Here is a 14,422-nt window from a genome sequence, read left to right as displayed (position 1 = left end):
TTACAGTGGTTTACAATTTAAGTTTGACATTTAACCCATTTAAATCAGTGTGTTACAGTTTCTTTTCGGCAGAGGGATCACTTTGTTGTAACCAAGCTGTTGCTAGTTTGTGTTTTTGAGCTTTATAGTCGTCGAACAATTCTAATATCATTGAATTGAGTAAATACAATAATATAAAACTCATCCGAGGGAAAATGATGTCTCCAAGTAAAATGAAGCGAACCGCTCTATCATCGGCTATTGGGTTAGCAATGATGTCTTATGGTGTTACAGCAGCAACACTTGATCTTAACAAGGGCTATGTTCCTGAAATATCTAATGTAAAAAGTTACTCTCAAGATAAAACAATTAATAATAAAACTCGCTATATTATTCAACTCGAGGATGAACCTCTTGCAACTTATAAAGGCGGAATCATCGGCCTACAGGCTACCTCTGCAGAGGTAACTGGGGAGAGTAAGCTAAATCTTTCTTCAAACCAAGCGTTAAAGTACAGCAGTTACTTAAAAGCTAAGCAAAAGAGCGTAGCTCGTGACGCTGTATCTATAAGTGGTGGAGCTGTTTCTCATACGTTTAGCACTTTATTCAATGGTGTTGTTATTGAGGGCGCTGAAGGTCAAAGAGAAGCTCTGGCTAGACTACCAGGCGTTAAAAAAGTATTCCTAGACACTGAATATCATACAGTAATGGACGCATCAATTGATGTAATCAAAGGTGTTGAAGCGTGGCAAGCATTAGGTGGTCAATCTGAAGCTGGTAAAGGTGTTAAGGTTGCGATTATTGACTCAGGTATTCGCCCTGAAAATCCTATGTTTTCAGATGTAGGTTTTACGGCTCCAGAGTTCAGTGAAGAAGAAGCTGCTTACTTAGCAACAAATCCTGATTATTGTCGAATGGATGGTGGTGAAGCTGACTTTTGTAATAACAAGTTAATTGTTGCACGTGCTTTTGGTCCAACTCCTTCTAGTGTTCATCCAGATGAGTATATTGGCTCTCCTTTAGGTTATGATGGTCACGGGACGCACGTAGCTGGTACTGCGGTTGGTAACCCAATGGAAATCACCTACCAGGGTAACAATGTGTCTATTTCTGGTGTAGCTCCTGCAGCTCAACTGATGGCGTATAAAGCACTATGGCATACAGCTGATGGTCGCGGCAGTGGTACTACAACCGCGCTTATGTCTGCATTAGAAGCCGCAATTAAAGACGGCGCAGATGTTATTAATAACTCATGGGGTGGTGGTGCAGGAGCAAACCCTGCATCAAGTGCTTACAGCGACTTATTTACAGCAGCAGAAGAAGCAGGTGTTGTTGTTGTTACTGCAGCAGGTAATGATGGTAATGGACCACAAACAATTGGCTGTCCAGGATGTATCGAGTCTGGTTTAACAGTTGCAAATACCCAAACAGGCCGATTTTTTTCGCAGCAAATTGAGGTTGATGGCGAAAGCTATTTAAGTATTGAGGGTAGTAATGGCCTATTAAAAGAAACGCTTTCTTTACCGGTTATCTCTGCACAAGTTATCGCACCAGATAACTTTGAGGGTTGCGAAGAGTTTGCGGAAGGAATTAGTTTTGCTGATTCTGTTGCGTTAATCTCTCGTGGTGCTTGTGCTTTTAGTGTTAAAGCTGAAAATGCAGCTAAAGCAGGTGCTTCTGCAGTGATTATTCACAATAATGCTGCTGGTGGTGCGATGGGGATGTCTATGGATGATGCTCCAATCCCAGCTTCAGCTATTAGCCAAGAAGATGGTTTAAGCTTAGTTGAGTTATTGAAAGAAGCAGAAGAGCCTGTTATCGCGACTCTTGATCCAAGTGTGCAAAGAACTATCGTAGCTAAGTTCACTGATGCAGTTAATTCTTCGAGTTCACGAGGACCAAACGGTGAACCAAGCTTCCTAAAACCTGATATTGCTGCTCCAGGTACAGACATCCTGTCTGCATACTCTCCAGATGAGGGAAATGGATTAACATTCACGGCAATCTCTGGTACTAGTATGGCTAGCCCTCATGTTGCGGGTGCAGCTGCACTTATTAAGCAAGCACACCCAGAATGGGATGCTGTACAGATCAAAACCGCTTTAATGAGTACATCGAAGATGGATGGACTTCATAAAGAAGATCTTGTCACTAAAGCAGATGCTTTTGATGTTGGTGCTGGTCGCCTAGATGTACCTAGTGCATTAAATGCGTCGCTTACATTTAGTCACGGTTCTTATGCTGATCCTAGCTGTCTAAGCGTATGTAGCTTCAAAAATACTGTGCAAAATATGAGTGACACCTCGGGAGAGTGGACAGCTAAAGTAGTTACAGACATGGATGGTGCAGAAATCTCTATATCGCCTAGCACTATCACTCTAGAAGCGAATGGTTCTGTGACGACTGGAGAAGATAATACTGAGACACGCACCGATATTGCAGAGTTTAATTTAGATATTGACTCAACATACAATAGTGTTAAAGGTTGGAATTTTGGTCATGTTGTATGGACGCACTCTGAAACAGGTCAGGTAGCTCACCTTCCATTTGCTATATACGATAATGAAGAAACAAATGCGAGTTTCTTCACCGCTAATGTTGATGCTGATTCTTTAAACTCATCAACACCTGCGAAAGTAGGCGTTAAATTTGCTAATTCTGGCTTTGAAAACGAATTAACCGTTAATGTTAAGCTTGATGAAAATGCAGAGCTACTTAAAGGCACTTCACCTTTAGTGGAAGTTGCACGTGGAGCCGGTGAAGTAACTGTTAGTGAAGATAATAAAGAACTAACATGGACTGGTAAGTTAGACCCTAAAGTTATGACTCTTTCTGATGATAACTTGTTAGGTACGTTCTCTTTAGCAGAAGCTGGAGCAACAGCTGTTGCGTGCCCAAATGGTTGTGATGAATTTACGGTAACCGTTGATGCTGACTTTATCTATGATGGAAAAGAATATTCAGCATTTACAGTTTCTGATAATGGTTTCGTTGCTGTTGGTAGTGATGTGAACGTCAGTGGTGCGTGGTCTCCGCGTGCATTCCCTAATACTCGTACGCCAAATGGTGTTATTGCACCTTTATGGGCCGATTATGACTTAGCGGGTGGTGCAACTGGCGGTGGTGAGCTGTATATAGCAACACTTGAAAGTGGTCACATTGTTATTGAGTGGCATGATGTTGAAGAATACGCTAGCACTTCAGGTGATAAGTACACTTTCCAAGTTATTTTGAAAGAAGGTACGGATGAAGTACGTATTAATTACATAGATGTTCCAGCGTTACCTTCTGCTTATTCGGCTGGCGCTGAATCTGCTGATGGTGGTGTCGGTGTTGCACTAAGTACAGTTCCAACAGGGACAGCTCTTGGTCAAGGTTATATGGTTGAGCAAACCCAAGGTGGTACAGTTGAAATTCAGTATCAAGCATTTGCGAAAGACCGTAGCAACTATACTTCGGCAGATTCTGTAGTTACTGATGAAGAGCAAACTATCAATATCAATGTATTAGAAAATGATATGGGTGAATCTCGATTCACGTTTGATGGTAAGGCTGCTTCGGAATTAGATAATGCAGAGTTCCTTGTCCACAAAGGTGTGAAAGTTAAGGGTAGCCTTGAGTCTTCAACAGTTAAAGTTGTTTCTGCACCAAGCAACGGTACAGCAACAGTGAAAGAAGATGGTACCATAGACTATAAACCTAATGCTCAGTTCGCAGGTGAAGATAGCTTTACTTATACTGTACGTGAGAGCTCAGGTATGGAATCAGAAGAAACAAGTGTTTCTATTGTTGTAAATGATACAATTGCTGATCCAGCTCCTGTCGTTGAAGAACCGAAGAAAAAATCTTCTTCAGGTTCACTAGCGTGGTTAACATTACTTGCTGCACCGTTCGCATTCATGCGTCGTCGTAAGCAAAAGTAATTATTTGAAAAATAAGTGATAAAAGGGAGCTTCGGCTCCCTTTTTACATTGCTTCACAAAGGCTACTTATAAATTCACGGTTAATTACTTATATTAGGGACTTAATAATAAAAATTAATTTAGGATCCCTATGAAAGTTGGCCACTCACTTTGTCTCGCGGCACTCTCTTTAGCTATTTTAACTGCCTGTAATAAAGCTCCTGATGACTCAAATGAAAAAGATACAATAAAACAATCGGCTGTAACTGAGTCGACTCAAATAGCAGCTCCCGTTGCTAAAAAAATACCTCATGAAATGACCATTCATGGTGACACACGTATCGATAACTACTACTGGATGCGTGATGATGAGCGCAAAGATGCCGCTGTTATTGCTCATTTAAATGCTGAAAATGCGTATGTTGAAAGCAAATTGGCACATACTCAAACGCTACAAAACACCCTTTTCGAAGAGCTTAAAGGACGTATTGAAAAGGATGACGATACCGTACCGACAAAAAAAGGGGATTATTATTATTTCTCACAAACGCGTGGTGATGATGAATATCCGGTTTATGTGCGTAGCCAAGATAGTCAAGGAGAGGGTAAGCAAGTTATTTTAAATGTAAATGAGCTTGCTAAAAATCATGATTACTTTGCTGTCACCGGATTAGCTGTGAGTCCAAATGGCAATTTACTTGCTTACGGTGAAGATACAGTTAGTCGTCGCATTTACACAATTAAAGTTAAAGATTTAACCACAGGTAAAATGCTCACAGAGAGCCTTGAAGGCACGGAAGGTGATGTCGTGTGGGCTAATGACAACAAAACCTTTTACTACATCAAAAAAGACCTACAAACGCTGTTAGGCTACCAAGTATATCGCCATACGCTAGGCACCCCGCAAGCCGACGACGAACTCGTTTACGAAGAGAAAAACACCAGTTACTACACCGGTATCTACAAGAGTAAAGACCAACAAGAAATCTATATTAGTCATGGCAGCACCAGTGCTTCGGGTGTCTCGGTTATTGATGCTAATGATGTCAAAGCAATGCCAAAACGTTTTATTGAACGTGAAGCTGGGCTTGAATATGATATTCAAAAATTAGGTGATTGGTATTACATCGTTACCAATTTAAATGCGGTTAACTTCCAACTGATGAAAGTGCACCGCGATAAGGCTCATGATAAAACCAATTGGCAAACGGTTATTGCTGGTCGCGATAAGGTTAAGTTTGAGGGTATTGAGTTATTTAACAATCACTTGGTTTATGAAGAACGTGAAATGGGGCAAACCCGTATCACTATTCGTGACCTTCGCAACCAACAAGAGCAAATAGTTGCGTTTAATGATCCAACGTATATGGTTTTTAGCTATGGTAATAGTGAGTTAGATAACCCTAATTTACGTGTTTACTATTCAAGTATGACAACCCCAGGTAGTAGCTACGATATCAACCTCGAAAGTGGCGAAAAAACACTGCTTAAACAGCGTACAGTATTGGGTGATTTCAACCCGAGCAATTACACATCTGAACGCATATATGTAACTGCGCGAGATGGTGTTGATGTTCCAGTGAGCCTTGTTTATCGAAAAGATAAGTTTAAAAAAGATGGCTCTAATCCGCTTATGCAATATGGCTATGGTTCGTATGGTGCGACCATGGATCCGAGCTTTTCTAGTTCACGATTAAGCTTACTCGATCGTGGTTTTGTATTTGCAATTGCACATATCCGTGGCTCGCAGATGTTGGGTCGTCCTTGGTACGAAGACGGCAAGTTACTTCATAAACAAAACACCTTTAATGACTTTGTTGATGTGACTAAATCATTGGCTGCTCAAAAATATGCAGATAAAGATAATGTTTTTGCCATGGGTGGCAGTGCGGGTGGCTTACTAATGGGAGCTGTTGTAAATCAAGCGCCTGAACTTTATAAAGGAGTGATTGCGGCAGTGCCTTTTGTTGATGTGGTCACGACTATGCTAGATGACAGCTTACCACTAACAACAAATGAGTATGACGAGTGGGGTAACCCGAACGATAAAGTCTATTACGATTATATGCTGTCGTATTCGCCGTACGACCAAGTTAAGAAACAGGCTTACCCAAATATGTTAGTCACCACCGGCTTGCATGACTCTCAAGTTCAGTATTTTGAGCCAGCAAAATGGGTTGCTAAGCTGCGTGAATATAAAACCGATGATAACCTATTGCTTTTTAAAACTGACATGGAAGCAGGTCATGGCGGTGCTTCTGGGCGCTTTAAGAGCTTACAAGACACCGCTTTATATTATGCATTTATGCTAGATTTAGCGGGTATCGAAAAATAATAACAACGCAGGCATCCGTGATTAAGCGGGTGCCTGCATTGCTAAATTAAAACGAAACTCACTGCCTTTTCCTAAGGTACTGCTGACGTTTATTTCACTATCCATTAGGGTGAGCAATTGCTTGCAAATAGCCAGTCCTAAGCCTGTTGAGCCTCGTTTTATGCTATTACGGGCCTGATAATGAGGTTCAAAAATAGCATTGAGTTCATCCTCATGAATACCAACCCCAGTATCAGATACTGCCACGTATAACTGATCACTTTGTTGGCTAACCTTGACGGCAATTTCACCGCCACTTGGGGTGTGTCGAATAGCATTCTCAATTAAGTTTGTTAGTACCCGCTCTAATTTTGCAATGTCTGCCGTCACGGTAAAGTCGCAAATTTCTGGGATAACCCTGAGTGAAATTCCTGCGGATTGTGCAGTGAGTGCAAGCTTTGCCACGCAATCATAAATCAACTCGCCTAAATTAAAGGTCTCTGATTGAATTTTTACTTGGCCGCACTCTAAATTAGCAAGTTCAAAAATTTGTTCGATCAGATGTTTTAATTGCTGGCAGTTATCCATTGCAAGGTTGAGGTAATGACGTTGCTCAGGCTCGTTTAAGTGGCTATCCGGTTTATTGATCACCTCAAGAAAGCCGTGCAGTGAAGATAGCGGCGTACGTAAATCATGTGATAAATGAGTCAGTAACTCACGGCGTTGTTTATCGGCTTGCTGTAATGACTGAAACTGCTCATCAATACGTGCGAGCATGGCATTGACGCCTTTGCTTAAATTGCCAATTTCATCATCAGCAGTGTAGCTTGAGTCCAATGACATTTTGGTTAGGCTGTAGTTAGCCGCTTCTATTTTATTAAGCTCTTTATTGAGTTTTTTTAACGGTAAGGTGAAAAAACGAAATAACAGCAACATCGCAATAAAGAGCGCAACTAAGGCGGCTATAAACCACATGGCAGCAAGCCAAAGGTTATCATTGGCTTTAATGTTTTTAAGGGTGGTATCGTAAGCTTGCCCGCCAATAATTACGTATAGATAGCCTTGCAGCTGTTGCTGATTATAAACTGGCGCGGTCGAAAATATTTTTACGCCATCGTTGCTACGCGGATCATCACCATAAATCGGCGTGGCAGTGGGGTTGTCAATTAGCTGCTGTATTGGGCTTAAGTTTATTTGTTGCCTTATGACTTGCCCCGGTTTGGCTGAATAAGTCAGTAAATGACCTTCTGGGTCTACAAAATAAAACTCAAATGCAGGACCGAGTATCATCAGCGTGTGAAATAAGTTTTCTAGTGCGTCATAGTCATACACACCTTGCTGGATCAGTGGGTTGTCGTGCACTAAATGCTCGGCCAATTGGAGGTGCAAGTTTTGCTGAGCATGATGAACAGAGCTTTGTTCTAATTGCTTACTCCAATTTAAAACCAGTGCACACAACAGGCTAAAAATAAGCACCAATGACCAAGCCAATTTTTGATATAGCGTCATTGATTTCATTAGTTTACACTCAATTGGCTAGGGTTTAATTTATAGCCTACGCCCCAGACTGTTTCGATAAAGGTTGTAGGGTGATGCTGCTCAAATTTACTGCGTAAACGGTTTATATGGGAATTAACCGTATGCTCGTAGCCGCTGTGTTGGTAACCCCACACTTGGTCTAGTAACTGTTGGCGGCTAAAAACATGGTTTGGGTGTTTGGCAAAGTAGACTAGTAAATCGAATTCGGTGGCGGTTAAGTTAATTGCTTGGTCAGCTAAAAATGCTTGGTGGCTGGCAAATTCAATATGGAGTTCACCGAGTTGAATGACTGCTTGAGCGCTATCTTCATGATGTGAATGGGCTGCCATAAGTTGCGACCTATGCCGTAATTGTGTTTTTATTCGTGCTTGTAACTCTCTGGCGAAGAACGGCTTGCAAATGTAATCATCAGCGCCCATTTCCAGACCAATCACTCTGTCCATATCGCTACTGAGTGCAGTTAGTAAAATAACGGCAATGCTTGGGTAGTGCTCTTTAATTTTGCGGCATAAACTCAAGCCATCCATTTGTGGTAGATTGATATCGAGTAGCACCAAGCCGTAACTTGAGCTGGCAAGCTTCTTTATTGCAGCTTCAGCGCTCGAGGCTTCATCAATATGTAGGTTTAGGCAGTGTAATTGTGTGCTGATAAGTTGGCGTATTGCTCTATCATCTTCGACGATTAATAATTTTTCTTGGCGCATTGCTCACTCCAAATCACAGAGGCACATCCTTATGACCTCGGTGTAAGGAGTGCGATTATTATTGCGTCCGCGTTATCGTGAACCGAGCAACTGGGTTATCAAACTTATGCTGACTGGTGAGCACTGAGTTTGTCAGGCCATCATTTTGGCTGACCACACCTGGGTGCATTGCAACACGGTCAATATCGTCGCGCATTTCGTTGTAACCTTCGCCAGAATCAGCAGGGCCGGGGATTGTCCCAGCTGCTTCAGAGTTAGCTTCGGTGCCTGCATCATAGGCAAAACTAGTGCGAGACAGTGACTCATTTACCGCTAACGAAGACACGTCTATAGCATTAAGACCGGTAAACGCGTCATTTGTATTCACCAACATGGTCGCTAAGCTGATTTTTAATTCATCAAGCTGCTCAGTACTCAGCATTAAAGTGACTTGCTCACCAGGAAGAAGTGGGCTTTCAGCTGAGCTTGAATTCATATTAAAATCAGCCGCTAATAATTCACTGTTATCTCCTCCTTCAGCCATTAATTCGAGGGCAGCTGAGGCTGGTTCGCCTATTTGCCAAAGCATACCCTCAGTGTGAGCAATGGCTGCAATCGGTGATAAAGGTTGGGCATTGGTTAAGTTTGTAACATGTACGGTAAATTCATAGCTCATAGCGGGCGTTACAGGATCTGTTACTTCCACCTCGTTATTATCTGAATCCCCACAGGCCGCAAGGCCGGCACTTAATGCGAGGATAATTAAGCTTTTTGAAAAGCGCATGATAACCTCCTATTTAACCGTAACTGTTAGCAACGCAACTGGGTTTAGCCATCTGTGCACGGTGTTATCAAGGTCACTCATACCTGCCTCTAAATCGTCGTCACCTAAATTACCCGGATGAATATGCACCATCATATTTGTTTCGCTGCTGGTGACGCCGCTGCCATTCATTCCTGCATTGCCACCCGGTGCGGCTGGAATACCTGGCGTGCCCGGCATGCCTGAACCCTCAACAACAAGCTCATCATTAGCTTCGGTGCCTGCATCATAGGCATTGAGATAAACAGTGTAGGTGCCAGCTTCTGTTGGGATCATCCAACTATCTAAACCCACAAAGCCATCATTGGTAGGCAGCAGCATGGCTGTGAGCGATAAGTAATTATTGCCATCGCTGGTAGATAAGCTCGCCATCGTTGAACTTGCTGGCGCCAATAGGCCTTCAGCTGGGTTAGCAACCATGTCACTGTTTGCAGCTGTGGCTTCACTCATTAATGGCTCGAGATTACCACCCTCAGCCATTGTCTGTAGTGCTGTAGAAGCAGGCATAGCAACGCTAAAGAGTTTACTGTCACTGTTGTGAGCCGTAATGAGAATAGGGGTGAAGTGTAAACCTTGCGTGAGGTTAGTCAGTTTTATATCAAGCTCAGCTGCTTGGCTTGTAAGGCTAGTTACTGCGCATGCAGCGAACAAAGTTAAAGGTAAAGCTTTCATGTGAGATTCCTGTTTTTGATGATTCAAAATCAGTATCGAATAGCAATATCCAAAAACCTTCACGAAGTTATCACATTTTTATCACAGCATTGATTACAGCCTTTTTGCTGGTTGAGAGTTTTAAATTTAATCAATTTAGCTAGGGTAAAATGCTATTAAGGTTTATAGTAAAGAGACAAATAGACCCATAACAAGGAATTTAAAATGGATGATAATCAAAAAGTTGAAATAATTGTGGCAGATAAAGACCAGCGCACTTGGGCAATGTTTTGTCACTTAAGTGCCTTAGCTGGTTTACTTTTTCCGTTTGGCTCAGTGATTGGGCCTTTGATTGTTTGGCTTGTAAAAAAAGAAGAAATGCCGCTCGTTGCTGAGCATGGTCGCAAGTCATTAAACTTTCAATTAACCATGATGATTGCTTACATTGTCTGCTTTATGCTGATGTTTGTTGTCGTTGGTGTCATTCTGCTGCCATTGGTTGCGCTATTCTCATTGATTATGGTGGTAGTATCGGCGATTAAAGCCAACGATGGTAAAGAAGTTAAATATCCAATGGCGATAGAATTTATAAAGTAAACTAATTGCCATATACTAAAAGCTCAGCCATTTGCTGAGCTTTTTTATGTGATGTTTATGGCCTACTTATCGTTATTTTTCAGCGCATTTATTGCAGCTACCCTATTACCTAGCTCTTCAGAATTAGTGATGACCGCTATGATAGCCAGTGGTGATTATCTACTTTGGCTATTATGGCTAAGTGCAACCGTGGGCAATGTGCTTGGGAGCTGTGTTAATTATTGGCTGGGCACACAAGTCATGCGATTTAAAGACTGTAAATGGTTTCCCGTTTCACAAAAGTCGATAGATAAAGCTGAGCAGCAATTTAATAAGTACGGTATTTACAGTTTGCTGTTTGCTTGGCTGCCTATTGTCGGCGACCCGTTAACGGTAGTTGGCGGAATTTTTAGGGTTAAGTTTCCAATCTTTTTGTTACTCGTGACCCTAGGCAAAGGCGCACGATATTTAGCAGTGCTTGCCTTTGCAGTAGGGCTAGAAAAGTTATTTTAACTTTTTTGCCAATCAAGGGTCAGTGATACTGAATCTGCAAAGCGCAGTGCGTGCGGTTTATCAACGCGTACTTTGGCATAGTGAACACTTTGATGCTGGTGGCAAATTGCTAAAATCTCAGCAACCAATTTTTCTAACAGCAAAAAGTGGCCTTCTTCGACAAGGCTGATCACTTCTTTGGTGATGGTCTTGTAGTTTAGCGCTTTATCAACCGCATCAGTTTCACAGGCTTGATCTGCAGGGTAGTGGATTTCTAAGTTAATCACTACATCTTGTTTTTTCTCACGTTCCTCAGGATTAAAACCAATAAAGGTTCGTAGCCTGAGGTTAGTGACATTAATAATTGCGTTGGCCATCATTACCCTCTAACTAGTTGTAAAAACTCGTTACGGGTTTTTGGATCGGCTCTGAAGTTACCTAACATAACTGATGTACGCATGCTTGAATTTTGTTTTTCAACGCCGCGCATCATCATACACATGTGTTTTGCTTCAACGATTACGCCAACACCTTTCGCACCAGTTACTTCTTCAACCGCTTTAGCAATTTGATGAGTTAATTGTTCTTGAATTTGAAAACGACGCGCATACATATCAACAATTCGCGCAAACTTCGATAAACCAAGTACTTTGCCGTTAGGAATATAAGCAATATGACAGCGGCCAACAAACGGTAATAAGTGATGTTCACACATAGAGTAAAGCTCAATGTCTTGGATTAATACCATATCATCGGCGTCTGAAGTGAATACCGCATTGTTGGTGATCTCGTCTAATGTTTGACGATAACCTTTAGTCAGATACTCCATCGCTTTTGCTGCGCGTTTTGGTGTGTCGAGTAATCCTTCACGAGCAGGATCTTCACCTACTGCGGTAATTATTTGTTGGTAACTGTTTTTTAAATCATCGTGCATAGCTTTCTCAGTAATTCGTTATTTTAAATGTCTGCCACCATCAACAGGCATAGAACGACCTGTGATGTATTGGCTGCTTAGTATTAGTTCTACGCTGTTAATAATCTCGGCGCAGCCGGGCTCAATGCCCATTAGCGATTTCTTTAATGTTTTGGCTTTGTACTCGTCACTATCGTGCTCGTTAAAAATGATCAGCGAGGGAGCGATAGCATTCACTTTAATGGCCGGTGCAAATTTAGCGGCAAACGACTTTGTTAAATTATCAAGCGCCGCTTTACTTGCTGCATAAGCAAGGTGCTTAGGACTGCCTTTTTCAACAACATAGTCAGTTAAATGAATAATATCTGCGGCTTGGCCACTGTTTTGCTGATAATGCAGTAACAAATCAGAAGCTGCTAAATTAATTAAATAGGGCGCTTTGGCATGAATACGCATCATGTTATCAAATAGGTCAGCGTAATCGTGATTATTTGCTTCGCAATCCCAGCTAGATGCATTATGAATAATTGCCTTGAGCTGGTTGGTATGCGCTTTTAATTCTTCAATAAAGTGCCCGATAGCTTGGTCACTATTAAAATCAGCATGGATACAAATAGCGCCTTTGCCTGCAAGCACATCAATTGCTGCATGGCGGGTACGATAAGTGACTATGATTTCTTGCCCTTGCGCTAATAAGTGCTCGGCCAGAGCGAGTCCAATACGTTGGCCTGCGCCGGTAATTAAGATGGGCGATGACATAAGCTAATATAAAACCTTAGATTTTTGATTTGAAATATAATGTATTTACTGTAACAACTATAAACCAAATTACAGAACTATTTCATCTTTACTGCAATCATGTTGCTAACTTTTACGTCAGGCATGATGCTCCAGATCATTTTGTGAAGCTGATAATCAGTGATTGAAGGTTCTGAATATTGCTAAGGGGTGCGGGAGGAGTAGAAAAGGGCAATTATTATTGCCCTCGCAATGTTTAAACTACCCTTAAAGCTCGTCGTAAACGGTTGGGATTGCTTGGCGTTTATGTTGAGTACGTAAGTAAATTGCTGTTAGCTTTTCTTCGACTTCATTGCTGACGTCTTTACCTTCTAAGAAATCATCAATTTGATCGTAAGTGAGGCCTAGCGCTTCTTCGTCAGTCAGACCTGGGCGATCACACTCTAAATCGGCCGTTGGGGCTTTATTTACCAGTACTGCTGGTGCTCCCAAATGCTCAGCAAGTGCACGAACTTGACGCTTTGATAAACCAAATAACGGCGCTAAATCACATGCACCGTCACCAAACTTGGTGTAAAAACCCGTGATGTTTTCAGCACTGTGATCGGTACCAACCACTAAGCCTTGGCAGAAACCAGCAATTTCATACTGCGCAACCATGCGCTGGCGTGCCTTCACATTGCCTTTGATAAAGTCAATTTTAGCTTGCTCTGGTAATTCAGCACCACCACCAACAACCGCGGCCATTGCTTGTTCATGCATGCCATCGACAGCCGCTTTAATGTTAACCGTCATACGCTTGCTTGGCTTAATAAAATCAACAGCCATTTGTGCTTCATCTTCATCTGCTTGAACACCATAAGGTAAGCGAACTGCAATAAATTGATATTTGTTGGTGTTGAGTTCTTGGTTTAATTCATCAACCGCTAATTGGCATAAGCGGCCACAGGTTGATGAGTCAACACCGCCACTGATCCCTAATACAAGTGAGCGAGAGTGCGCAGCAGTAAGTCGGCTTTTAAGAAAGTTAACGCGACGGGTAATTTCCGCTTTTACATCAATAGTTGGTTGGACTTTCATTTCCGTCAGAATGTCGGCACGCATGGTAGAGCTCCTATTTTTCGTTGTGGTTGTCAGCGTTTTTTACATTATGTTATGGGCGCGGTTTTTATTAAAGACCTAAATGCGCTTTTATTTCGTTGACTTGCTGCTTAAGATCTTCGATTTCGCTCAGTAATTGTTGCACTTCACCGTTGTTATCCTGCATCGGCTCACTAGCAGCCATATCCTCAGTGATGCTGTCTGGGTCAACAAATAAGTGCATATAGCGGCTCTCTCGTTTGCCTGGCTCTCGTGCTAAGCGTGCAACATGTTCTTGCTCAATGAGTGCATTTAATGCGGCTTCAACTTCATTGACATTGCTAAACTCAGCGAGGCGGTTGCTGCGCGTTCTTAGTTCTCCCGGTGTTTGTGGGCCGCGTAGCAGCAGTAAACAAATAATGGCGCGTTGCTGCTCAGTAAATTGCAAACTGCCAAATTCGGTATTACAAAAGCGGTGAGCATATTTATTAACCCGCCCTGATAACCCTTCATCAAGAGTTACTAAGCGTGATGCAATAAGCTCATCTAGGGTATCTTGTACTTGCGCTTCAGTGAGAGACAGTACCGGTTCACGGTTAGATTTTTGATTACATGCATTAGTGAGGGAGTTTAAAGATAACGGATAATGTTCGGGTGTTGTACTTTGCTTTTCGAGTAAACAGCCAATAACGCGTTGTTGTATCGATGATAATTGCATGATTTTATTTCTCT

The 14,422-nt window shown here is 42.0% G+C and carries 13 protein-coding genes; 4 read left to right on the top strand and 9 right to left on the bottom strand.

Features of this window, described 5'->3' with window-relative positions; genetic code table 11:
* Nucleotides 1-197 precede the first annotated feature (197 nt).
* Both L1266_RS14270 and L1266_RS14265 read left to right on the top strand, forming a co-directional pair.
* Nucleotides 198-3,902 (top strand): S8 family serine peptidase, encoded by a 3,705-nt coding sequence (locus L1266_RS14270; RefSeq protein ID WP_054554629.1) that lies wholly within the window; start codon nt 198-200, stop codon nt 3,900-3,902.
* Nucleotides 3,903-4,032: 130 nt separating this feature from the next.
* Complete coding sequence (locus L1266_RS14265) at nt 4,033-6,216, top strand: S9 family peptidase (RefSeq protein WP_235377759.1); 2,184 nt, start codon at nt 4,033-4,035, stop codon at nt 6,214-6,216.
* Between the two features lie 21 nt (nt 6,217-6,237).
* Here the strand turns inward: L1266_RS14265 and L1266_RS14260 are convergent, their stop codons facing one another.
* From L1266_RS14260 to L1266_RS14245, 4 genes are read right to left on the bottom strand one after another with little or no spacing between them, the layout of a single operon-like run.
* Nucleotides 6,238-7,713, bottom strand: coding sequence for a sensor histidine kinase (locus tag L1266_RS14260; RefSeq protein ID WP_235377758.1), 1,476 nt, complete (start codon nt 7,711-7,713; stop codon nt 6,238-6,240).
* Complete coding sequence (locus L1266_RS14255; RefSeq protein ID WP_166341411.1) at nt 7,713-8,438, bottom strand: response regulator transcription factor; 726 nt, start codon at nt 8,436-8,438, stop codon at nt 7,713-7,715. Before L1266_RS14255 ends, L1266_RS14260 begins: the two co-directional genes overlap by 1 nt.
* 58 nt (nt 8,439-8,496) lie before the next feature.
* A complete protein-coding gene (locus tag L1266_RS14250; protein WP_194442853.1) occupies nt 8,497-9,201 on the bottom strand; it encodes a spondin domain-containing protein in 705 nt (234 codons plus the stop codon).
* Nucleotides 9,202-9,210: 9 nt separating this feature from the next.
* Nucleotides 9,211-9,912 (bottom strand): spondin domain-containing protein, encoded by a 702-nt coding sequence (locus L1266_RS14245; RefSeq protein WP_194442854.1) that lies wholly within the window; start codon nt 9,910-9,912, stop codon nt 9,211-9,213.
* A gap of 204 nt (nt 9,913-10,116) precedes the next feature.
* Here L1266_RS14245 and L1266_RS14240 point away from each other — a divergent pair, with 204 nt between their 5' ends.
* Nucleotides 10,117-10,488 (top strand): DUF4870 domain-containing protein, encoded by a 372-nt coding sequence (locus L1266_RS14240; protein ID WP_054554635.1) that lies wholly within the window; start codon nt 10,117-10,119, stop codon nt 10,486-10,488.
* 57 nt (nt 10,489-10,545) lie between these two features.
* A complete protein-coding gene (locus L1266_RS14235; RefSeq protein ID WP_235377757.1) occupies nt 10,546-10,980 on the top strand; it encodes a YqaA family protein in 435 nt (144 codons plus the stop codon).
* On the opposite strand, the gene folX is transcribed toward L1266_RS14235, so the two are convergent.
* From folX to L1266_RS14210, 5 genes are all read right to left on the bottom strand, one after another.
* Nucleotides 10,977-11,336, bottom strand: a complete 360-nt coding sequence (gene folX / locus L1266_RS14230) for a dihydroneopterin triphosphate 2'-epimerase (protein WP_054554637.1) — start codon at nt 11,334-11,336, stop codon at nt 10,977-10,979. The genes L1266_RS14235 and folX overlap by 4 nt on opposite strands.
* A 2-nt stretch (nt 11,337-11,338) precedes the next feature.
* A complete protein-coding gene (gene folE / locus L1266_RS14225) occupies nt 11,339-11,893 on the bottom strand; it encodes a GTP cyclohydrolase I FolE (RefSeq protein ID WP_054554638.1) in 555 nt (184 codons plus the stop codon).
* Nucleotides 11,894-11,911: 18 nt separating this feature from the next.
* Complete coding sequence (gene folM / locus L1266_RS14220) at nt 11,912-12,631, bottom strand: dihydromonapterin reductase (protein ID WP_235377756.1); 720 nt, start codon at nt 12,629-12,631, stop codon at nt 11,912-11,914.
* Nucleotides 12,632-12,877: 246 nt separating this feature from the next.
* The gene (gene nadE, locus L1266_RS14215) at nt 12,878-13,714 is read right to left on the bottom strand and encodes an ammonia-dependent NAD(+) synthetase (RefSeq protein ID WP_235377755.1); all 837 of its coding nucleotides are present in this window, start codon (nt 13,712-13,714) and stop codon (nt 12,878-12,880) included.
* Between the two features lie 67 nt (nt 13,715-13,781).
* Nucleotides 13,782-14,408, bottom strand: coding sequence for a YceH family protein (locus L1266_RS14210; RefSeq protein WP_235377754.1), 627 nt, complete (start codon nt 14,406-14,408; stop codon nt 13,782-13,784).
* Nucleotides 14,409-14,422 lie beyond the last annotated feature (14 nt).

Source organism: Pseudoalteromonas sp. Cn5-37 (genome assembly GCF_021532495.1).
In the GTDB taxonomy this organism is placed as follows: domain Bacteria; phylum Pseudomonadota; class Gammaproteobacteria; order Enterobacterales; family Alteromonadaceae; genus Pseudoalteromonas; species Pseudoalteromonas simplex.
The sequence above is the reverse complement of the archived record's forward strand: the minus strand, read 5'-3'. Positions and strand labels throughout refer to the sequence as shown.

Excerpts from the sequence above, each read along its gene's own strand:
- L1266_RS14270 (WP_054554629.1), top strand. The coding sequence starts at position 198 with ATGTCTCCAAGTAAAATGAAGCGAACCGCTCTATCATCGGCTATTGGG.
- L1266_RS14265 (WP_235377759.1), top strand. The coding sequence starts at position 4,033 with ATGAAAGTTGGCCACTCACTTTGTCTCGCGGCACTCTCTTTAGCTATT.
- L1266_RS14260 (WP_235377758.1), bottom strand. The coding sequence starts at position 7,713 with ATGAAATCAATGACGCTATATCAAAAATTGGCTTGGTCATTGGTGCTT.
- L1266_RS14255 (WP_166341411.1), bottom strand. The coding sequence starts at position 8,438 with ATGCGCCAAGAAAAATTATTAATCGTCGAAGATGATAGAGCAATACGC.
- L1266_RS14250 (WP_194442853.1), bottom strand. The coding sequence starts at position 9,201 with ATGCGCTTTTCAAAAAGCTTAATTATCCTCGCATTAAGTGCCGGCCTT.
- L1266_RS14245 (WP_194442854.1), bottom strand. The coding sequence starts at position 9,912 with ATGAAAGCTTTACCTTTAACTTTGTTCGCTGCATGCGCAGTAACTAGC.
- L1266_RS14240 (WP_054554635.1), top strand. The coding sequence starts at position 10,117 with ATGGATGATAATCAAAAAGTTGAAATAATTGTGGCAGATAAAGACCAG.
- L1266_RS14235 (WP_235377757.1), top strand. The coding sequence starts at position 10,546 with ATGGCCTACTTATCGTTATTTTTCAGCGCATTTATTGCAGCTACCCTA.
- folX (WP_054554637.1), bottom strand. The coding sequence starts at position 11,336 with ATGGCCAACGCAATTATTAATGTCACTAACCTCAGGCTACGAACCTTT.
- folE (WP_054554638.1), bottom strand. The coding sequence starts at position 11,893 with ATGCACGATGATTTAAAAAACAGTTACCAACAAATAATTACCGCAGTA.
- folM (WP_235377756.1), bottom strand. The coding sequence starts at position 12,631 with ATGTCATCGCCCATCTTAATTACCGGCGCAGGCCAACGTATTGGACTC.
- nadE (WP_235377755.1), bottom strand. The coding sequence starts at position 13,714 with ATGCGTGCCGACATTCTGACGGAAATGAAAGTCCAACCAACTATTGAT.
- L1266_RS14210 (WP_235377754.1), bottom strand. The coding sequence starts at position 14,408 with ATGCAATTATCATCGATACAACAACGCGTTATTGGCTGTTTACTCGAA.